Genomic DNA, 16,492 nt, shown 5'->3' on the forward strand with positions numbered 1-16,492 from the left:
AGCTGTTTCATTTGAATGAGGTGAACAGGCAATGAACCCGGGTCAAGACCGAGAAAAAATCGTTAACATTGAAGAGCGGATCCCTAAAATTAAAGAGCAGAGGAAACAAAAGGCAAACCGCCGTCTCATTTCATTTATTATGCTCTTTTTTATTATGGTGCTGATCATTGTGTACCTGCAAACACCAATCAGTAAAGTATCAACAATCTCTGTTACAGGGAATGAAAATGTATCAAAAAAGGAAATTATCGACCTTTCCGATATTAACAGCGGAGATACTGAGTTTTGGAGTTTGGACAAGCAAAAAACAGAAAAGAAGATTCAGCAAAATAAATTAGTGAAAAAAGCGGAGATCAGCAAATCGCTTCCTAATAAAATCAACATTGCAATCGAAGAATATAAAGCGATTGCTTATTTAGAAAAAGACGATGTGTACTATGAAGTGCTTGAAAACGGCTCAGTTCTGCCAAACGAAGTAACGCCGGATGATGCCGGACCGATTTTAGTGAATTGGACAAACGCGAAGAAGCGGTCTCAAATGGCTAAGCAGCTCGATGCGTTGTCAAATTCGTTAAAACAGTCGATTTCAGAGATTTATTATACGCCTGTAAAAATGGATGAAAACCGTATTAAGTTGTACATGAACGACGGTTATGTTGTCACTGCATCTATTAAAACGTTTGCAGACCGAATGAAGACGTATCCTTCTATCATTTCTCAGCTAAGCAGCAATAAAAAAGGAATCATTCATTTAGAAGTTGCCACCTATTTTGAAGAGTTTGGGAAAAACGATAAAGCTGCTAAAAAGGAAGATGAAAATTGAGGGGCAAATCAGCAGTCCTTCTTTCCTTGATTATGCTTATCGCAGGCTTTTTGATTTCATTTTCTTTTCAAATGACAAAAGAAAACAACAAAAGCGCGGCTGAGACGGAAGAGTGGAAAAAAGAATATGCGCTGAGAGATGAACTTCTGAAACAAGAGAAAGAAAATAAGAAGCTTGAAAAAGAATTATATCAAAAGCAAAACAAAGTCCGCCAGGCGGAAAATAAGCTGAAGAAAGAGAAGTCGGAATACTATAATGTCCTCGAAGATACAGAAAAATACAGGATGTATATTGGGGAAGTCGGTGTGCAGGGAGAAGGCGTTGAGGTGACATTGGAAGATGCGTCATACATACCGGAAGGGGAGAATGTGAATAGTTACATCGTTCACGAAAGCCATATCTTCCAAGTAGTAAACGAACTGTATATCTCAGGAGCGGCAGCTGTCGCCGTTAATGGACAGCGTTTGACGCATGATTCGTATATCAAATGCAATGGTCCTGTGGTAACAGTAGACGGGGTGCAGCATCCCGCTCCGTTTACGGTATCCGCTATTGGAGATCCAGATGTCCTGCTACCATCGTTAAATATCGCAGGAGGCCTAATTGATCAGCTGTCAATGGATCATATTTCTGTGTCGGCAGAAAAAGAGAAAAACGTACAAATGAAACCGATTCTGAAAACGAAGGAATGACTGAAAAAGCGGGTGAAATAGATTGAAAATAAAGCGTTCCTTCATAAGCATCAGTGTGCTTATGGTCATCTTCGGCCTGATGATATCTGTTCAGTTTAATTCGTTAAAGCACCCCAAAGTCCGGGATACAAGAGATATGTGGGATATTAGGGAAGAGCTGACATCAGAGCAGAAGAAGCAGGAAAAGCTGCTGGCTGAAATAAACAAATATGACAAACTGCTGAATAGCTATTCGCAAACGAAAGAAATGACAAAAGAAACCGCGCTAAATAATACCTTGCAATCCTTAAAAAAAACAGCCGGCATGACCGATATAACAGGTAGCGGAATTGTCATTACGATTTCCCCGCTTTTTTCTGAAAGCTTAACAGGAGAGCCGATCGAAAATCCGCCTCCGGATTTGCTGAAAAAGCTGATTAATGAACTCAACTCCTACGGTGCAGAGCATATCTCGATTAACGAGCGAAGAGTTGTGAATCATACAGTCATCAGAGATATAAACGGCACTACAAAAATAGACGGATACGCCCTTGACGATTATCCTTTAACAGTAAAAGTGCTTGCCAAAGATCCGGACATGTTACACAGCAGAGTGAAGGGGTCAGGCCTCGAGGATCTTTTTGCATCTGAAAATTTAGCATTAAAAGCCGGTAAATCTGAAAGCAAACTAACATTAAAAGCATATGACAGACCACTGGACGTACAACAGCTGAAACTGCTTAAAGACTGAAAAGGAGGAGAATTGTCATGTGGCTGCCCGTGTTGGGACTGGTGCTCGGAATAGCGATTGGACTAATGACAAACTTAACGATACCGAGTGAATACTCAAACTATTTATCGCTTGCGGTGCTTGCCGCACTTGATACATTAATCGGCGGAATCAGGGCGCATTTACAAGGTACATATGATGAAATGGTATTTGTTTCCGGTTTCTTTTTTAATATTATATTGGCAATAAGTTTAGCTTTTCTGGGAGTCCATCTTGGTGTAGACTTGTATTTAGCAGGTATATTCGCATTTGGAGTCAGATTATTTCAGAATATAGCCGTTATCAGAAGAAATCTACTAACAAAGTGGACTCTTTCTAAAAAAAATAAAAAAAATGTGATATAAAAGAGGATATACATAGGATATAACGAATATTTTCAATAAACATAAAATGTGAAAAGCACATAAAAATATTCTGTTGTTATTTTTTGTTACACACTTGTAAAGCCACATTCATTGTATTGTTGTTCCGCAAATAATAGAATAGAAATGATCGAAATGTGAGGAGGTGCCATAGAATGAACAACAATGAACTTTACGTCAGTCTTGACATCGGTACGTCCAATACAAAAGTGATCGTCGGAGAAATGACAGATGATTCCCTTAATATTATCGGTGTGGGAAATGTACCGTCTGAAGGGTTGAAAAAAGGCTCAATCGTTGATATAGATGAGACCGTTCATTCTATAAGAAAAGCGTTTGACCAAGCTGAAAGAATGGTAGGTTTTCCGCTTAGAAAAGCTATTGTCGGCGTTAATGGAAATTATATCAATATTCAAGATACAAACGGTGTTGTAGCAGTTTCCAGTGAAAATAAAGAAATTCAGGTTGAAGATGTACGCCGTGTCATGGAGGCGGCACAGGTTGTTTCAGTACCGCACGAACAGCTGATTGTCGACGTCATTCCTAAACAGTTTATCGTAGATGGAAGAGATGAAATCACCGACCCGAAAAAAATGCTGGGTGTGCGTTTAGAAGTAGAGGGCACCTTGATCACCGGTTCAAAAACAATCTTACATAACTTACTCCGCTGCGTTGAAAGAGCTGGTATTGAAATAACTGATATTTGCCTTCAGCCGCTGGCAGCCGGTTCTGCTGCATTATCAAAGGACGAGAAAAACCTTGGTGTGGCTCTCATTGATATAGGGGGAGGGTCAACAACCATTGCCGTATTCCAGAACGGACATCTCACTTCTACCCGTGTCATTCCTCTCGGAGGCGAAAATATCACCAAAGATATCTCCATCGGATTGAGAACGTCAACAGAAGAAGCAGAACGCGTGAAAAAGCAATTTGGACATGCCTACTATGACGAAGCCTCGGAAGATGAAATATTTGAGGTAACCGTTATAGGCACCAATCAAAAACAAACATTTACACAGCAAGAAGCAGCGAATATCATTGAAGCGAGAGTAGAAGAAATTCTTGAAATTGTTTCAGAAGAGCTTCGCAGTATGGGAATTACCGATCTGCCGGGAGGCTTCGTGCTGACAGGAGGACAAGCAGCTATGCCGGGTGTCATGTCTTTGGCACAGGATGTGCTGCAAAACAATGTCAGAGTGGCAAGCCCGAATTATATCGGTGTAAGAGATCCTCAATATATGACGGGAGTGGGCCTGATCCAATTCGCCTGCCGGAATGCAAGAATCCAAGGCAGAAAAATAGGCTTTAAGATGCCTGAAGAAGCGATACAGGAAATCGCAGTCTCATCATCTGAGGAACAAGAGCAGCATCATCACCAAAATGAGGTGCAGCAGCGGCCAAAAGGAAAACAAAAAACACAAGCCGAACATAATAAACAGAGCAAAATGAAAAAACTATTAAGCATGTTTTGGGAATAGATAGATAGTCATTCGGCAGATTAGGAGGATTTAGCATGTTGGAGTTCGAAACAAACATAGACGGCTTAGCATCAATTAAAGTAATCGGAGTAGGAGGCGGCGGTAACAACGCCGTTAACCGAATGATTGAAAATGAAGTGCAAGGAGTAGAGTATATCGCGGTAAACACGGACGCTCAAGCTCTTAACCTGTCAAAAGCAGAAGTGAAAATGCAAATCGGCGCAAAGCTGACTAGAGGATTGGGAGCAGGTGCGAATCCGGAAGTCGGGAAAAAAGCCGCTGAAGAAAGCAAAGAGCAGATTGAAGAAGCACTTAAAGGCGCTGACATGGTATTCGTGACAGCTGGTATGGGCGGCGGAACAGGAACAGGTGCCGCACCGGTTATCGCACAAATCGCGAAAGACTTAGGCGCATTAACAGTCGGCGTTGTGACAAGACCGTTTACCTTCGAAGGACGCAAAAGACAGCTTCAGGCTGCAGGCGGAATCTCGGCAATGAAAGAAGCGGTGGATACACTGATCGTGATCCCGAACGACCGTATCCTTGAAATTGTTGATAAAAACACACCGATGCTTGAAGCATTCCGTGAAGCGGATAACGTACTTCGCCAAGGGGTTCAAGGTATTTCTGACTTGATTGCTACACCTGGTCTTATCAACCTTGACTTTGCTGATGTGAAAACAATCATGTCAAACAAAGGATCTGCTTTGATGGGTATCGGTATTGCTACTGGGGAAAATCGCGCGGCAGAGGCAGCAAAGAAAGCAATTTCCAGCCCGCTTCTTGAAGCGGCCATTGACGGTGCGCAAGGCGTCCTCATGAACATCACTGGAGGAACAAACCTCAGCCTATATGAGGTTCAGGAAGCAGCAGACATTGTCGCTTCGGCATCTGATCAAGACGTAAACATGATTTTCGGTTCTGTTATTAATGAAAATCTAAAAGATGAGATTGTGGTGACAGTGATTGCAACCGGCTTTATCGAACAAGAGAAGGACGTGACGAAGCCTCAGCGTCCAAGCTTAAATCAAAGCATCAAAACACACAATCAAAGTGTTCCGAAGCGTGAGCCAAAACGTGAGGAGCCTCAGCAGCAGAACACAGTAAGCCGTCATACTTCACAGCCGGCTGATGATACGCTTGACATCCCGACATTCTTAAGAAACCGTAATAAACGCGGCTAATGTAAAGGACAAAATCGTTTTCGATTTTGTCCTTTTTTGTTTTTCTCTTCACACTTTCCTTCTTATAAAGTCTTTTTCCCTATTGCTTCCTTCGCTTAGTAACAAAACAGATAATTAGACCTATTTATTTTTGTGACATTTTTATCATTTTCATATATATGGAAATTGAATGACATGAAACGACAATATCTGTAATTCAGATTGTCTACAGTTAATATACAGCGATGTTCTGACAAACCATTCATTATTAAAAGGAGGGACGACACTTTTTTTAAAAAGCATGTTGAAAAAGGGGGATGAAAATGAAGAAAAAAACGAAAAACAGACTCATCAGCTCTGTTTTAAGTACAGTTGTCATCAGTTCACTGCTGTTTCCGGGAGCAGCCGGGGCAAGCAGTAAAGTCACCTCACCTTCTGTTAAAAAGGAGCTTCAATCTGCGGAATCCATTCAAAACAAGATTTCGAATTCATTAAAGAAAAGCTTTAAAAAGAAAGAAAAAACGACTTTTCTGATTAAATTTAAAGATCAGGCTAACACAGAAAAAGCGGCAAAAGCGGCTGTTAAAAAAGCGAAATCGAAGAAGCTGTCTGCCGCTAAGACGGAATATCAAAAGCGTTCTGCTGTTGTGTCATCTTTAAAAGTCACAGCCGATGAATCCCAGCAAGATGTCCTAAAATACTTGAACACCCAGAAAGATAAAGGAAATGCAGACCAAATTCATTCTTATTATGTGGTGAACGGGATTGCTGTTCATGCCTCAAAAGAGGTTATGGAAAAAGTGGCGCAGTTTCCCGAAGTGGAAAAGGTGCTTCCTAATGAGAAACGGCAGCTTTTTAAGTCATCCTCCCCATTTAATATGAAAAAAGCACAGAAAGCTGTTAAAGCAACTGACGGTGTGGAATGGAATGTAGACCAAATCGATGCCCCAAAAGCTTGGGCACTTGGATATGATGGAACTGGCACGGTTGTTGCGTCCATTGATACAGGTGTGGAATGGAATCATCCGGCATTAAAAGAGAAATATCGCGGATATAATCCGGAAAATCCTAATGAGCCTGAAAATGAAATGAACTGGTATGATGCCGTAGCAGGCGAGGCAAGTCCTTATGATGATTTGGCTCATGGAACCCATGTGACAGGCACGATGGTGGGCTCTGAACCTGATGGAACAAATCAAATCGGTGTAGCGCCTGGCGCAAAATGGATTGCTGTTAAAGCGTTCTCTGAAGATGGCGGCACTGATGCTGACATTTTGGAAGCTGGTGAATGGGTTTTAGCACCAAAGGACGCGGAAGGAAATCCCCACCCGGAAATGGCTCCTGATGTTGTCAATAACTCATGGGGAGGGGGCTCTGGACTTGATGAATGGTACAGAGACATGGTCAATGCCTGGCGTGCGGCCGATATTTTCCCTGAGTTTTCAGCGGGGAATACGGATCTCTTTATTCCCGGCGGGCCTGGTTCTATCGCAAATCCGGCAAACTATCCGGAATCGTTTGCAACTGGAGCGACTGATATCAATAAAAAGCTCGCTGACTTTTCTCTTCAAGGGCCATCTCCATACGATGAAATAAAGCCGGAAATATCTGCACCGGGCGTTAATATTCGTTCATCCGTTCCCGGTCAGACATATGAGGATGGATGGGACGGCACATCAATGGCAGGGCCGCATGTATCCGCTGTTGCTGCACTGCTGAAACAGGCGAATGCCTCACTTTCTGTTGATGAGATGGAGGATATATTAACCAGCACGGCTGAACCGCTCACGGATTCAACATTTCCTGATTCACCGAATAACGGATATGGCCATGGTCTGGTGAATGCTTTTGATGCTGTATCCGCTGTTACAGATGGTTTAGGGAAAGCGGAAGGACAAGTTTCTGTAGAGGGGGATGACCAAGAGCCTCCTGTCTATCAGCATGAGAAAGTAACTGAAGCTTATGAAGGTGGCAGCCTGCCATTGACTTTGACAGCTGAAGACAATGTGAGTGTGACATCTGTAAAGCTGTCCTACAAGCTTGATCAAGGTGAATGGACAGAAATAACGGCTAAACGAATCAGCGGTGATCATCTAAAAGGAACGTATCAGGCAGAGATCCCAGACATAAAAGGAACTAAACTAAGCTATAAGTGGATGATTCACGATTTTGGCGGTCATGTCGTTTCGTCTGACGTATACGATGTAACAGTGAAACCAAGCATCACGGTGGGATATAAGCAGGACTTTGAAACTGCACCCGGCGGCTGGGTTGCGAGCGGAACAAATAATAACTGGGAATGGGGAGTTCCGTCAACTGGCCCAAATACAGCAGCATCCGGAGAAAAAGTATATGGAACGAATTTGACAGGAAATTATGCCAACTCAGCAAACATGAACCTTGTTATGCCTCCTGTTAAAGTACCTGATTCAGGAAGTCTGTTCCTTCAATTTAAAAGCTGGCACAATTTAGAGGATGATTTTGATTACGGCTACGTTTTTGTTTTGCCTGAGGGTGAAAAGAATTGGGAGCAGGCTGGTGTCTATAATGGAAAGACATCAAGCTGGACGGACGAAGAAATTGATTTATCGGCTTATAAAGGTCAAAACATTCAAGTGATGTTTAACCTTCAATCAGATGAAAGTATTAACAAAGAGGGCTGGTACATTGATGATGTAGTGCTTTCTGACAAATCAGCCGGAAAAACAGTCAAAAAGAATAAGCTAGGCGTCGAAAAGCCGTCTGGAAAGCAAAAGAAAAAGCCAGTGAATCCGAAAAAAGCTAAGCCATCTCTAAATACAGCTGTAAAAATGGAGAGTAAAGATATGCAGCCTCAAGTTTTGCCGCTCAGGGCACAAGTCAGTGTAGTGGAAACAGGAAAATCAACATATTCAGATCAATCCACAGGGCAGTACACGCTGAAGCACAAAGCGGGAGACTATACGCTTATGGCAGAAGCATATGGTTATCAGTCGAAAACACAAAAAGTATCTTTAAAGACGGATCAGACGACACAAGCTAATTTTACGTTAGAAGAGATGAAGAAGGGCACATTAAAAGGCACGGTCATCAATAAAACGACAGGAGAGCCGGTAAAAGGCGCTTCCGTTTATGTTGTAGAGGATGCTGCGGTGGAACCGGCTATGACAAACGACAAAGGTGAATATACGCTGGAGGCCTATGAAGGCGCTTATACGATTAAAGTCGCTGCACCGGGTTATTACAGTGATGAATTTTCCGTTGAGTTAAAAGGTGATGTGACAAAAGAAACTGTACTGAAGCCTTTCGTCGGTTATCCGGGTGAAATTGCATATGATGACGGAACGGCGGAGAATGCCAATTCCTATTTTGCTGCCGGTAACGGATGGGCGGTCAAAATGACGCTCGCTGACGGCAAGGACAAAGGCATGCTTACAGGAGGGCTGTTCAGATTCTGGGATACAGAGTTCCCTGATCCCGGCGGCACAGAGTTTAAGGTTGAGGTATACGATGCTACAGGAAAAGACGGAGCACCGGGCAAGAAAATTGCAGGGCCATTTAACGCGGAAGCACTTCGCAATGGCGAGTGGACTAAGGTAGATCTCAGTTCAAAAGGGATTATGGTCGATAGAGACTTTTATCTCGTGTATATCCAGTCGAAACCTGATCCGTATTCACCTGGACTGGCAATGGATGAAACCGGCAAAAATTCCGGCCGCAACTGGCAGTATATAGGTGGACAATGGGAGCCGGGTGACGAAGCAGACGGCAACTATATGATTCGCGCATTAGTTAATTATGAAGCTGCTGTACCTGAGATTACTTCACCGACAGACAAATCATACACAAATAAGGATAGCGTCACTGTAAAAGGAAAAGCTTCTCCTGGTACAACGGTACACATTTATAATGGAGAGAAAGAAGCAGGAGAAACGAAAGCTGCTGCGGATGGCACGTTCCATGCAGGCATCACACTCAACAAGGGTGAAAATGAGCTGACGGCAACTGCATCAACTGACAACGGAACAACGGATGCCTCCAGCCCAATCACGGTCACGCTTGATCAAGAAAAGCCTGAATTAACGCTGGACGCTCCAAAGGATGGCGGGAAAACAAATAAAGAAACGCTGACTGTCAAAGGGGCTGTATCCGATGACAATCTGAAAGACGTCAAGGTGAATGGCAAAAAAGCAACAATAACTGATGGTTCATACTCAGCCCGTATTCTTTTGGAGAATGGAAGCAATGAAATCAAGGTGATTGCTACAGACTTAGCAGGCAACAAAACGACGAAAAAGGCTGTCATTGATGTCAACTTTGACAAGCCTATCATTTCCGGCCTAATTCCGGGAGAGGATAAAAACTTAAAAGCCGGTGAATCTGTGAAAATCGCTTTCTCAAGCGCTGAGGATTTAGATGCAACGTTTATCATTCGTATGCCGCTGACAAATGCAAGAGCGAGTGTGCAAAACGCCACCGAACTCCCGTTAAGAGAAATTTCTCCGGGAAGATATGAAGGCTATTGGACAGCCACTTCTTCTATTAAAGCAAAAGGAGCAAAAGTAGAAGTGATCGTACGAGATGATTATGGAAATGAAACAAGAAAAACTGCGAATGGAAAACTTAATATCAACACAGAAAATTAAGTGGAAAAAAGCTGCCGTCATTGGCAGCTTTTTTATATATCCTCTCATTACAATTCCTCGACAAATTAAGCAGATTTCCCTGAAAAATTGTATTTTCCTCTCAACATTAATTGACAGACTTTCCCACAGAGCTTGCTTTATACTTATGAAGCAAGAAGGGGAACAGCGTGAGGCAAGAAAGAAAGGAGTCAGATGTGAAAATCTATTTAGATGTCATTTGGCTGTTAAACTTTTGTTTTGATGCACTTTTGCTTTTGCTCACGGCATTTATTTTAAAACGGCATGTGAAAAAAAGAAGACTGGTAGGCGGAGCGTTCATCGGTTCCAGTATTGTCCTTTTGATGTTTACTCCTTTTTCGCCGATTGTTGAACATCCGGCTGGGAAGCTAGCTTTTTCAGTTGTGATTGTGGTGGTGACATTTGGCTTTAAAAGATTTCGGTTTTTCTTTCAAAATTTGTTTTCCTTTTATTTTGCCACTTTTTTAATGGGGGGAGGAATTATCGGAGCCCATTCTTTGCTGCAGTCAAATTCTATTGTTCAAAACGGTGTCATGATTACCAATCAAACAGGGTTTGGAGACCCGATCAGCTGGTTGTTTATTGTTGCTGGCTTTCCAGCATTATGGTTTTTTTCTAAAAGAAGAATTGAAGATATTGAAACAAAAAACATTCAATATGAGGAACGAGTCAGCGTGCAGGCAGATTTGGGCAGCCAAACACTTCATGTCAGAGGCCTGATTGATTCCGGTAATCAGCTGTACGATCCTCTTACAAAAACGCCGGTAATGATCATTTACATTGATAAACTGGAGCCGATTTTCGGAACAGCCGAAACGATGATCATTCGAAACACAGACCCATTGGAAGCCATCGAACAGCTCGATGATTCCTTTCGCTTTTTAGATAAAATGAGGTTGATTCCATACAGGGGAGTTGGTCAGCAAAACCAATTTTTATTATGCGTTAAACCGGATCACGTAACGATTATGACAAAAGAAGAAATGATTTCTGCAGATAAATGTTTAATCGGCATCAGCACAACAAAGCTGTCGGCAGATGGAGAGTTTGACGCGATTATTCATCCGAAAATGCTTTCGGGCAAGGCTGTCAAACACGTTTCATAATGTTCGCAAATGTCCGTTACTTATCATACTCAAACGGCGTGACATTTAGAAGGGAGAGGAAGATGAAAAAACTGAAATTACGGTTGACGCACCTCTGGTATAAGCTGCTGATGAAACTTGGGCTGAAAAGTGATGAAGTCTATTACATAGGCGGGAGTGAAGCCTTGCCGCCTCCATTATCTAAAGATGAGGAGCAGGTTTTGTTAATGAAGCTCCCAAACGGCGATCAGGCGGCGCGCGCCATTCTAATTGAACGCAATTTGCGTCTGGTCGTATATATCGCCCGTAAATTTGAAAATACGGGAATTAATATAGAGGATTTAATCAGCATCGGTACCATCGGTCTAATCAAAGCTGTGAATACATTCAATCCAGAAAAGAAAATCAAGCTTGCTACCTATGCCTCCCGGTGTATAGAAAATGAAATCCTGATGTATTTAAGAAGAAATAACAAAATCCGTTCAGAGGTTTCCTTTGATGAACCGCTTAATATTGATTGGGACGGCAATGAGCTTTTGCTTTCTGATGTGCTCGGCACTGACGATGACATCATCACTAAAGACATAGAAGCTAACGTCGATAAAAAGCTTTTGAAAAAAGCGCTTGAACAGCTTAATGAGAGAGAAAAGCAAATCATGGAGCTGCGGTTTGGGCTTGTCGGTGAAGAAGAAAAAACCCAAAAGGATGTAGCGGATATGATGGGGATTTCTCAGTCTTATATTTCGCGGCTTGAGAAAAGAATTATAAAAAGGTTGAGAAAAGAGTTCAACAAAATGGTGTAAAAAATTTTATGGTTAGAACCCCTTGATTTTACAGGGATTTCCTGATTTCGACAGTTTTTCGGTCTGAGTGCAGTGCATATTTTTCCCACCCAAGGAGATACTTAACGTTGTACAGCAGCTCCTGTAGGGAGGGAAAAAAGTGTCGAGAAATAAAGTCGAAATCTGCGGGGTGGATACCTCCAAATTACCAGTACTCAAGAATGAAGAGATGAGAAAGCTGTTTAGGCAGCTGCAGGATGAAGGCGATGATTCAGCAAGAGAAAAGCTTGTAAACGGGAACTTGCGTCTTGTCTTAAGTGTCATTCAACGATTTAATAACAGAGGGGAGTATGTTGATGACTTATTTCAAGTCGGCTGCATCGGACTAATGAAATCCATTGATAATTTTGACCTAAGCCACAATGTTAAGTTTTCAACATACGCTGTACCTATGATTATCGGAGAGATCCGCAGGTATTTACGCGATAATAACCCGATCCGTGTATCAAGATCACTCCGGGACATCGCTTACAAGGCGCTTCAGGTAAGAGAGCGGTTAATCAGTGAGACAAGCAAGGAGCCGACTGCAGAAGACATCGCAAAAGTTCTTGAAGTACCGCATGAGGAAATTGTATTTGCGCTTGATGCCATCCAGGATCCGGTTTCTCTATTTGAACCGATCTATAACGACGGCGGAGACCCGATCTATGTGATGGACCAAATCAGTGATGAGCGCAATACAGATTCACAATGGATTGAAGAGCTGGCTTTAAAAGAGGGCATGAGAAGGCTGAACGATAGGGAAAAAATGATTTTGAGAAAGCGGTTCTTCCAAGGGAAAACCCAAATGGAAGTCGCCGAGGAAATCGGAATTTCTCAAGCGCAGGTGTCCAGACTTGAAAAAGCGGCTATCAAACAAATGAATAAAAATATTCATCAATAATGAAAAGCCTTTAAAACGATGTTGTTTTAAAGGCTTTTCTATTGATTACGGATGGTTTACGTTTTGGAAAAAGTAAGGTATCCTAGTTCGTACAAAGTTTTATGAAAATTAAAACAATTATAAAAGGTAATAAAGAGGAGGACCACGATGATTTTGCAGCTTGACAATGTCTCACTAAAACGGAATGGGAAATGGATACTGAGAGATATTCATTGGAAGGTGGAAGAAAAGGAAAATTGGGTGCTTTACGGCCTAAATGGCGCCGGGAAGACAGCGCTGTTAAATATGCTTTGCTCATATTATTTTCCAACATCAGGCGAGATGCAGGTGCTTGGCCATGAATTTGGCAAAACAGAGCTTGGGGAAAAGCTCAGACGTAAAATTGGCCTCGTCTCAGCAGCTCTTCAGCAAAAATTGTATCCGGCAGATTCAGCCTTTGAAATTGCTTTGAGCGGAGCTTACGCTTCGATTGGGTTATATGAAACGCCAAGTAAGGAAACCAGGGAAAAAGCGATTGGTTTGTTAGAGGACTTGGGAGCAATTGAATATGCCGATCGCCGCTATGAAACCCTTTCTCAAGGGGAAAAACAAAGAGCGTTGATTGCTAGAGCACTAATGGCCGATCCGGAGTTGCTGATACTGGATGAACCAGTCACAGGGCTGGATTTTATTGCCCGGGAAAAGTTGTTAGATACGATTACATACATTGCAAACAAAGAAAATGCACCATCTATCCTTTATGTGACTCATCATGCTGAAGAAATTTTGCCTGTCTTTGATAAAGCCCTTTTATTAAAACAGGGAGAGGTCTTTGGATCCGGAGAAATAAAGGAAATGCTTACTGATCAAGTACTTTCCGCTTTTTTTGATACGCCAATCCATGTATTATGGAATCAGGATCGGCCGTTTTTAACAAGAGCTGAGCCGATAACGAATGCCTGACAAACATATATAGATTCATCCTAGGGGTGCTTTGCGAAGCTGAGAGAGACTTTGTCTCAACCCTTTTGACCTGATCTGGATCATGCCAGCGGAGGGAAGCGGTGAAAAGCGGAGTACATCGGACTCCGTTTGTTTTTATTAAGCCGTTTCATCACATTTGAAACGGCTTTTTTGATTTTAAAGAATAGGAGCGGATTTACATTGGATCAACAAATAGACTCTTTGCAAAAAAAAGTGGAAGAACAAAAGGAGGAGCTTATTCAGCTTGCTAAAACACTGATTTCTTATCAAACACCCGCTCCGCCTGCAAGAAATACAGAGGGCATTCAGTCATGGATTGCGGGTTTTTTAAATGAATTGGGATTCTCGATCGACAAATGGGATGTGTACCCTGGAGATCCCAATGTTGTAGGGAAGCTAAAGGGAACAGATTCAGCAGATTATTATAGCCTGATTATCAATGGTCATGTAGATGTGGCAGAGGTAAAAGAGGATGAAGAATGGGAGCACAATCCGTTTCATCCAATTGAAAAAAACGGTCTCTTAATCGGGCGAGGCGCTTCCGATATGAAGGGCGGAATGGCTTGTGTGCTGTTTGCTGTCAAATTAATTCGTGAAGCCGGCATTGAGCTTCCCGGTGATCTGATTCTGCAATCGGTTATTGGAGAGGAAGTTGGAGAAGCCGGCACACTTGAATGCTGCAAGAGGGGCTACCACGCTGATTTTGCAATTGTCGCGGATACGAGCGATATGCATATTCAAGGCCAAGGTGGTGTCATTACAGGCTGGATCGAAATCAAAAGCAGTCAAACATTTCATGATGGAACGAGACGGAATATGATTCACGCAGGCGGAGGAACATTCGGAGCAAGCGCAATTGAAAAAATGGCAAAAATCATTGCGGGGCTCGGTGAACTTGAGCGCCACTGGTCCATTATGAAAAGTTATCCCGGTTTTAAACCAGGCACAAATACGATTAACCCGGCAGTTATAGAAGGCGGCAGACATGCGGCTTTTATAGCGGACGAATGCCGGCTGTGGATCACAGTCCATTTTTATCCGAATGAAACCCATGACCAAGTGGCAGCGGAAATAGAAGATTACGTCAATCGGCTGAGTGACAGTGATATTTGGCTTAGGGAAAACCGCCCTGTATTCAAGTGGGGAGGCTCATCCATGATAGAAGACAGAGGAGAAATTTTTCCGGCATTGGAAGTTGACCCTGGCCACCCAGGCGTCTTAGCGTTAACTGCCTCTCATGAGAAAGTGAAACGGGAGTGTCCAATTATTGACGTTTCTCAATCAGTTACAGATGGCGGGTGGCTGTATGATGCCGGTATTCCATGCGTAATATACGGTCCTGGAGATCTGCACAATGCACACTCCGTGAACGAGAAGGTATCGATTGAGCAGCTAGTAGAGTATACAAAAATTATACTCGATTTTATCATCAGCTGGTGCAGCCGGAAAAAAGAACAATGACATGAAAATTTCTTCTTGCTGACAAGGTTCAGCCTGCCCGTTCATATACTTGAACAAAAGGACGGAAAAAGGACGTGATGGAATGATCAGCATTTCAGAATTTCAGGTAAAGGATGTCGTCAATGTCTCAAACGGAAAAAAGCTGGGGAGTATTGGGGATATTGATATCAATGTGACTACTGGAAAAATTCAGGCGATCATACTCGGAGGAAATGGGAAAGTTCTCGGATTTTTTGGAAAAGAAGAGGAATTGGTCATTCCATGGCGAAATATAGTAAAAATCGGGGAAGATGTAATCTTAGTCCGATTAAGTGAACCACATGCATAAACCTGCTTGTCTGCCGCAGATTGGCAAATGCCGGAAGTCTCGATTCTTCCGGCACATTTCATTTAGAAATATGCAAATCGGCGCTCAACGAATGCAGTAAGATGTGGTAAAATAAGTGGGAAATTCCGCTTTTTTAAATGTTTGTCGAAAGGTTGGATCATCATGAATACATATCACCCATTCAGTCTTACCACACCCTCGACACTCATGATACAAGACTGGGCTCAAACGAATCAAAACAACAAAGAGGTCATTGCCGGATTTACGACAAAAAACGGCGGTGTCAGCCAAAAGCCTTTTGAATCGTTAAATACAGGATTGCACGTTCATGACAAAGATGCAGATGTAGTTAAAAATCGTGAATATATTGCCGATATGTTTAATACTGATTTGCAGTCTTGGGTATTCGCTGATCAGACACATGATAATCGCGTTCAGAAAGTGACGCAGAGGGATAGGGGAAAAGGCGCCCGTGAGTATCACACGGCTCTAAAAGCAACGGACGGGCTCTATACAAATGAAAAAAATGTATTTTTAGCATTATGCTTTGCTGATTGTGTGCCTCTTTTCTTTTATGATCCGGTTAAGTCGCTTGTCGGAGTCGCCCATGCCGGGTGGAAAGGCACCGTCAAACAGATTGGCAGAGAAATGGTGAAGCAATGGACTGAGAAGGAAGGTTCAAATCCCTTAGATATTTACGCTGTTATTGGCCCGTCTATCAGCGGTGCATGCTATACGGTAGACGACCGCGTCATGGATGCTGTCCGCGCATTGCCGGTTTCAGCAGACCTTGCCGTTAATCAGACGGCAAAGGCACAATATCAGCTTGATCTGAAAGAGCTGAACCGTCTTATACTGATGGACAGCGGTTTGGCAAGTGAAAAAATTTCTGTCAGCGGTTTATGCACGGAAAGCGAGCCGTCTCTTTTCTATTCTCACCGCCGCGATCAGGGGAAAACTGGACGGATGATGTCCTTTATCGGAATGAAGGAGGCATAAA

Annotated in this window: 14 protein-coding genes and 1 riboswitch; all 14 genes read left to right on the forward strand. The window is 42.7% G+C overall.

The genetic code is table 11. The features are described from left to right. The first annotated feature begins 31 nt into the window (after window positions 1-31). The 14 genes from divIB (at window position 32) to pgeF (ending at window position 16,491) form a co-directional block, all read left to right on the forward strand. Window positions 32-823, forward strand: coding sequence for a cell division protein DivIB (divIB, locus tag AC0OMA_RS08420; protein WP_003232178.1), 792 nt, complete (start codon window positions 32-34; stop codon window positions 821-823). Beyond that, on the forward strand, window positions 820-1,515 hold the full coding sequence (locus AC0OMA_RS08425; protein WP_015483203.1) for a DUF881 domain-containing protein: 696 nt from the start codon (window positions 820-822) through the stop codon (window positions 1,513-1,515). Before divIB ends, AC0OMA_RS08425 begins: the two co-directional genes overlap by 4 nt. Before the next feature lie 22 nt (window positions 1,516-1,537). Then, entirely contained in the window at window positions 1,538-2,245 is a 708-nt protein-coding gene (locus AC0OMA_RS08430; protein WP_009967184.1) for a DUF881 domain-containing protein, read from the forward strand. A gap of 17 nt (window positions 2,246-2,262) precedes the next feature. Then, entirely contained in the window at window positions 2,263-2,628 is a 366-nt protein-coding gene (locus AC0OMA_RS08435; protein ID WP_003238683.1) for a small basic family protein, read from the forward strand. A gap of 173 nt (window positions 2,629-2,801) precedes the next feature. Further along, the gene (gene ftsA / locus AC0OMA_RS08440; RefSeq protein ID WP_003232169.1) at window positions 2,802-4,124 is read left to right on the forward strand and encodes a cell division protein FtsA; all 1,323 of its coding nucleotides are present in this window, start codon (window positions 2,802-2,804) and stop codon (window positions 4,122-4,124) included. 35 nt (window positions 4,125-4,159) lie between these two features. Continuing rightward, a complete protein-coding gene (gene ftsZ / locus AC0OMA_RS08445) occupies window positions 4,160-5,308 on the forward strand; it encodes a cell division protein FtsZ (RefSeq protein ID WP_003232167.1) in 1,149 nt (382 codons plus the stop codon). A 302-nt stretch (window positions 5,309-5,610) separates the two neighbouring features. Beyond that, window positions 5,611-9,912, forward strand: coding sequence for a bacillopeptidase F (locus AC0OMA_RS08450; RefSeq protein WP_474222034.1), 4,302 nt, complete (start codon window positions 5,611-5,613; stop codon window positions 9,910-9,912). 194 nt (window positions 9,913-10,106) lie between these two features. Next, on the forward strand, window positions 10,107-11,036 hold the full coding sequence (spoIIGA, locus tag AC0OMA_RS08455; RefSeq protein ID WP_014479729.1) for a sigma-E processing peptidase SpoIIGA: 930 nt from the start codon (window positions 10,107-10,109) through the stop codon (window positions 11,034-11,036). A gap of 62 nt (window positions 11,037-11,098) precedes the next feature. Beyond that, window positions 11,099-11,818: an RNA polymerase sporulation sigma factor SigE gene (sigE, locus tag AC0OMA_RS08460; protein ID WP_003221446.1), complete on the forward strand. Its 720-nt coding sequence runs from the start codon at window positions 11,099-11,101 to the stop codon at window positions 11,816-11,818. A gap of 139 nt (window positions 11,819-11,957) precedes the next feature. Next, entirely contained in the window at window positions 11,958-12,740 is a 783-nt protein-coding gene (gene sigG / locus AC0OMA_RS08465; RefSeq protein WP_009967190.1) for an RNA polymerase sporulation sigma factor SigG, read from the forward strand. 147 nt (window positions 12,741-12,887) lie between these two features. Then, window positions 12,888-13,682: an ABC transporter ATP-binding protein gene (locus AC0OMA_RS08470; protein WP_014479731.1), complete on the forward strand. Its 795-nt coding sequence runs from the start codon at window positions 12,888-12,890 to the stop codon at window positions 13,680-13,682. Window positions 13,683-13,694: 12 nt separating this feature from the next. Next, window positions 13,695-13,796, forward strand: a riboswitch (TPP riboswitch). A gap of 87 nt (window positions 13,797-13,883) precedes the next feature. Then, the gene (gene ylmB / locus AC0OMA_RS08475; RefSeq protein ID WP_047183559.1) at window positions 13,884-15,164 is read left to right on the forward strand and encodes an N-formyl-4-amino-5-aminomethyl-2-methylpyrimidine deformylase; all 1,281 of its coding nucleotides are present in this window, start codon (window positions 13,884-13,886) and stop codon (window positions 15,162-15,164) included. Between the two features lie 82 nt (window positions 15,165-15,246). Continuing rightward, a complete protein-coding gene (locus tag AC0OMA_RS08480) occupies window positions 15,247-15,492 on the forward strand; it encodes a YlmC/YmxH family sporulation protein (RefSeq protein WP_003232153.1) in 246 nt (81 codons plus the stop codon). A 162-nt stretch (window positions 15,493-15,654) separates the two neighbouring features. Then, window positions 15,655-16,491: a peptidoglycan editing factor PgeF gene (gene pgeF / locus AC0OMA_RS08485; RefSeq protein WP_474222035.1), complete on the forward strand. Its 837-nt coding sequence runs from the start codon at window positions 15,655-15,657 to the stop codon at window positions 16,489-16,491. Window position 16,492: the final 1 nt, after the last annotated feature.

It is taken from the genome of Bacillus sp. AMCV2 (assembly GCF_056033925.1).

What these genes read in the sequence shown, in the direction of transcription:
- AC0OMA_RS08470 (WP_014479731.1), top strand. Translation starts at nt 12,888, where the DNA reads ATGATTTTGCAGCTTGACAATGTCTCACTAAAACGGAATGGGAAATGG.
- divIB (WP_003232178.1), top strand. Translation starts at nt 32, where the DNA reads ATGAACCCGGGTCAAGACCGAGAAAAAATCGTTAACATTGAAGAGCGG.
- ftsZ (WP_003232167.1), top strand. Translation starts at nt 4,160, where the DNA reads ATGTTGGAGTTCGAAACAAACATAGACGGCTTAGCATCAATTAAAGTA.
- ftsA (WP_003232169.1), top strand. Translation starts at nt 2,802, where the DNA reads ATGAACAACAATGAACTTTACGTCAGTCTTGACATCGGTACGTCCAAT.
- AC0OMA_RS08480 (WP_003232153.1), top strand. Translation starts at nt 15,247, where the DNA reads ATGATCAGCATTTCAGAATTTCAGGTAAAGGATGTCGTCAATGTCTCA.
- sigE (WP_003221446.1), top strand. Translation starts at nt 11,099, where the DNA reads ATGAAAAAACTGAAATTACGGTTGACGCACCTCTGGTATAAGCTGCTG.
- pgeF (WP_474222035.1), top strand. Translation starts at nt 15,655, where the DNA reads ATGAATACATATCACCCATTCAGTCTTACCACACCCTCGACACTCATG.
- AC0OMA_RS08435 (WP_003238683.1), top strand. Translation starts at nt 2,263, where the DNA reads ATGTGGCTGCCCGTGTTGGGACTGGTGCTCGGAATAGCGATTGGACTA.
- AC0OMA_RS08450 (WP_474222034.1), top strand. Translation starts at nt 5,611, where the DNA reads ATGAAGAAAAAAACGAAAAACAGACTCATCAGCTCTGTTTTAAGTACA.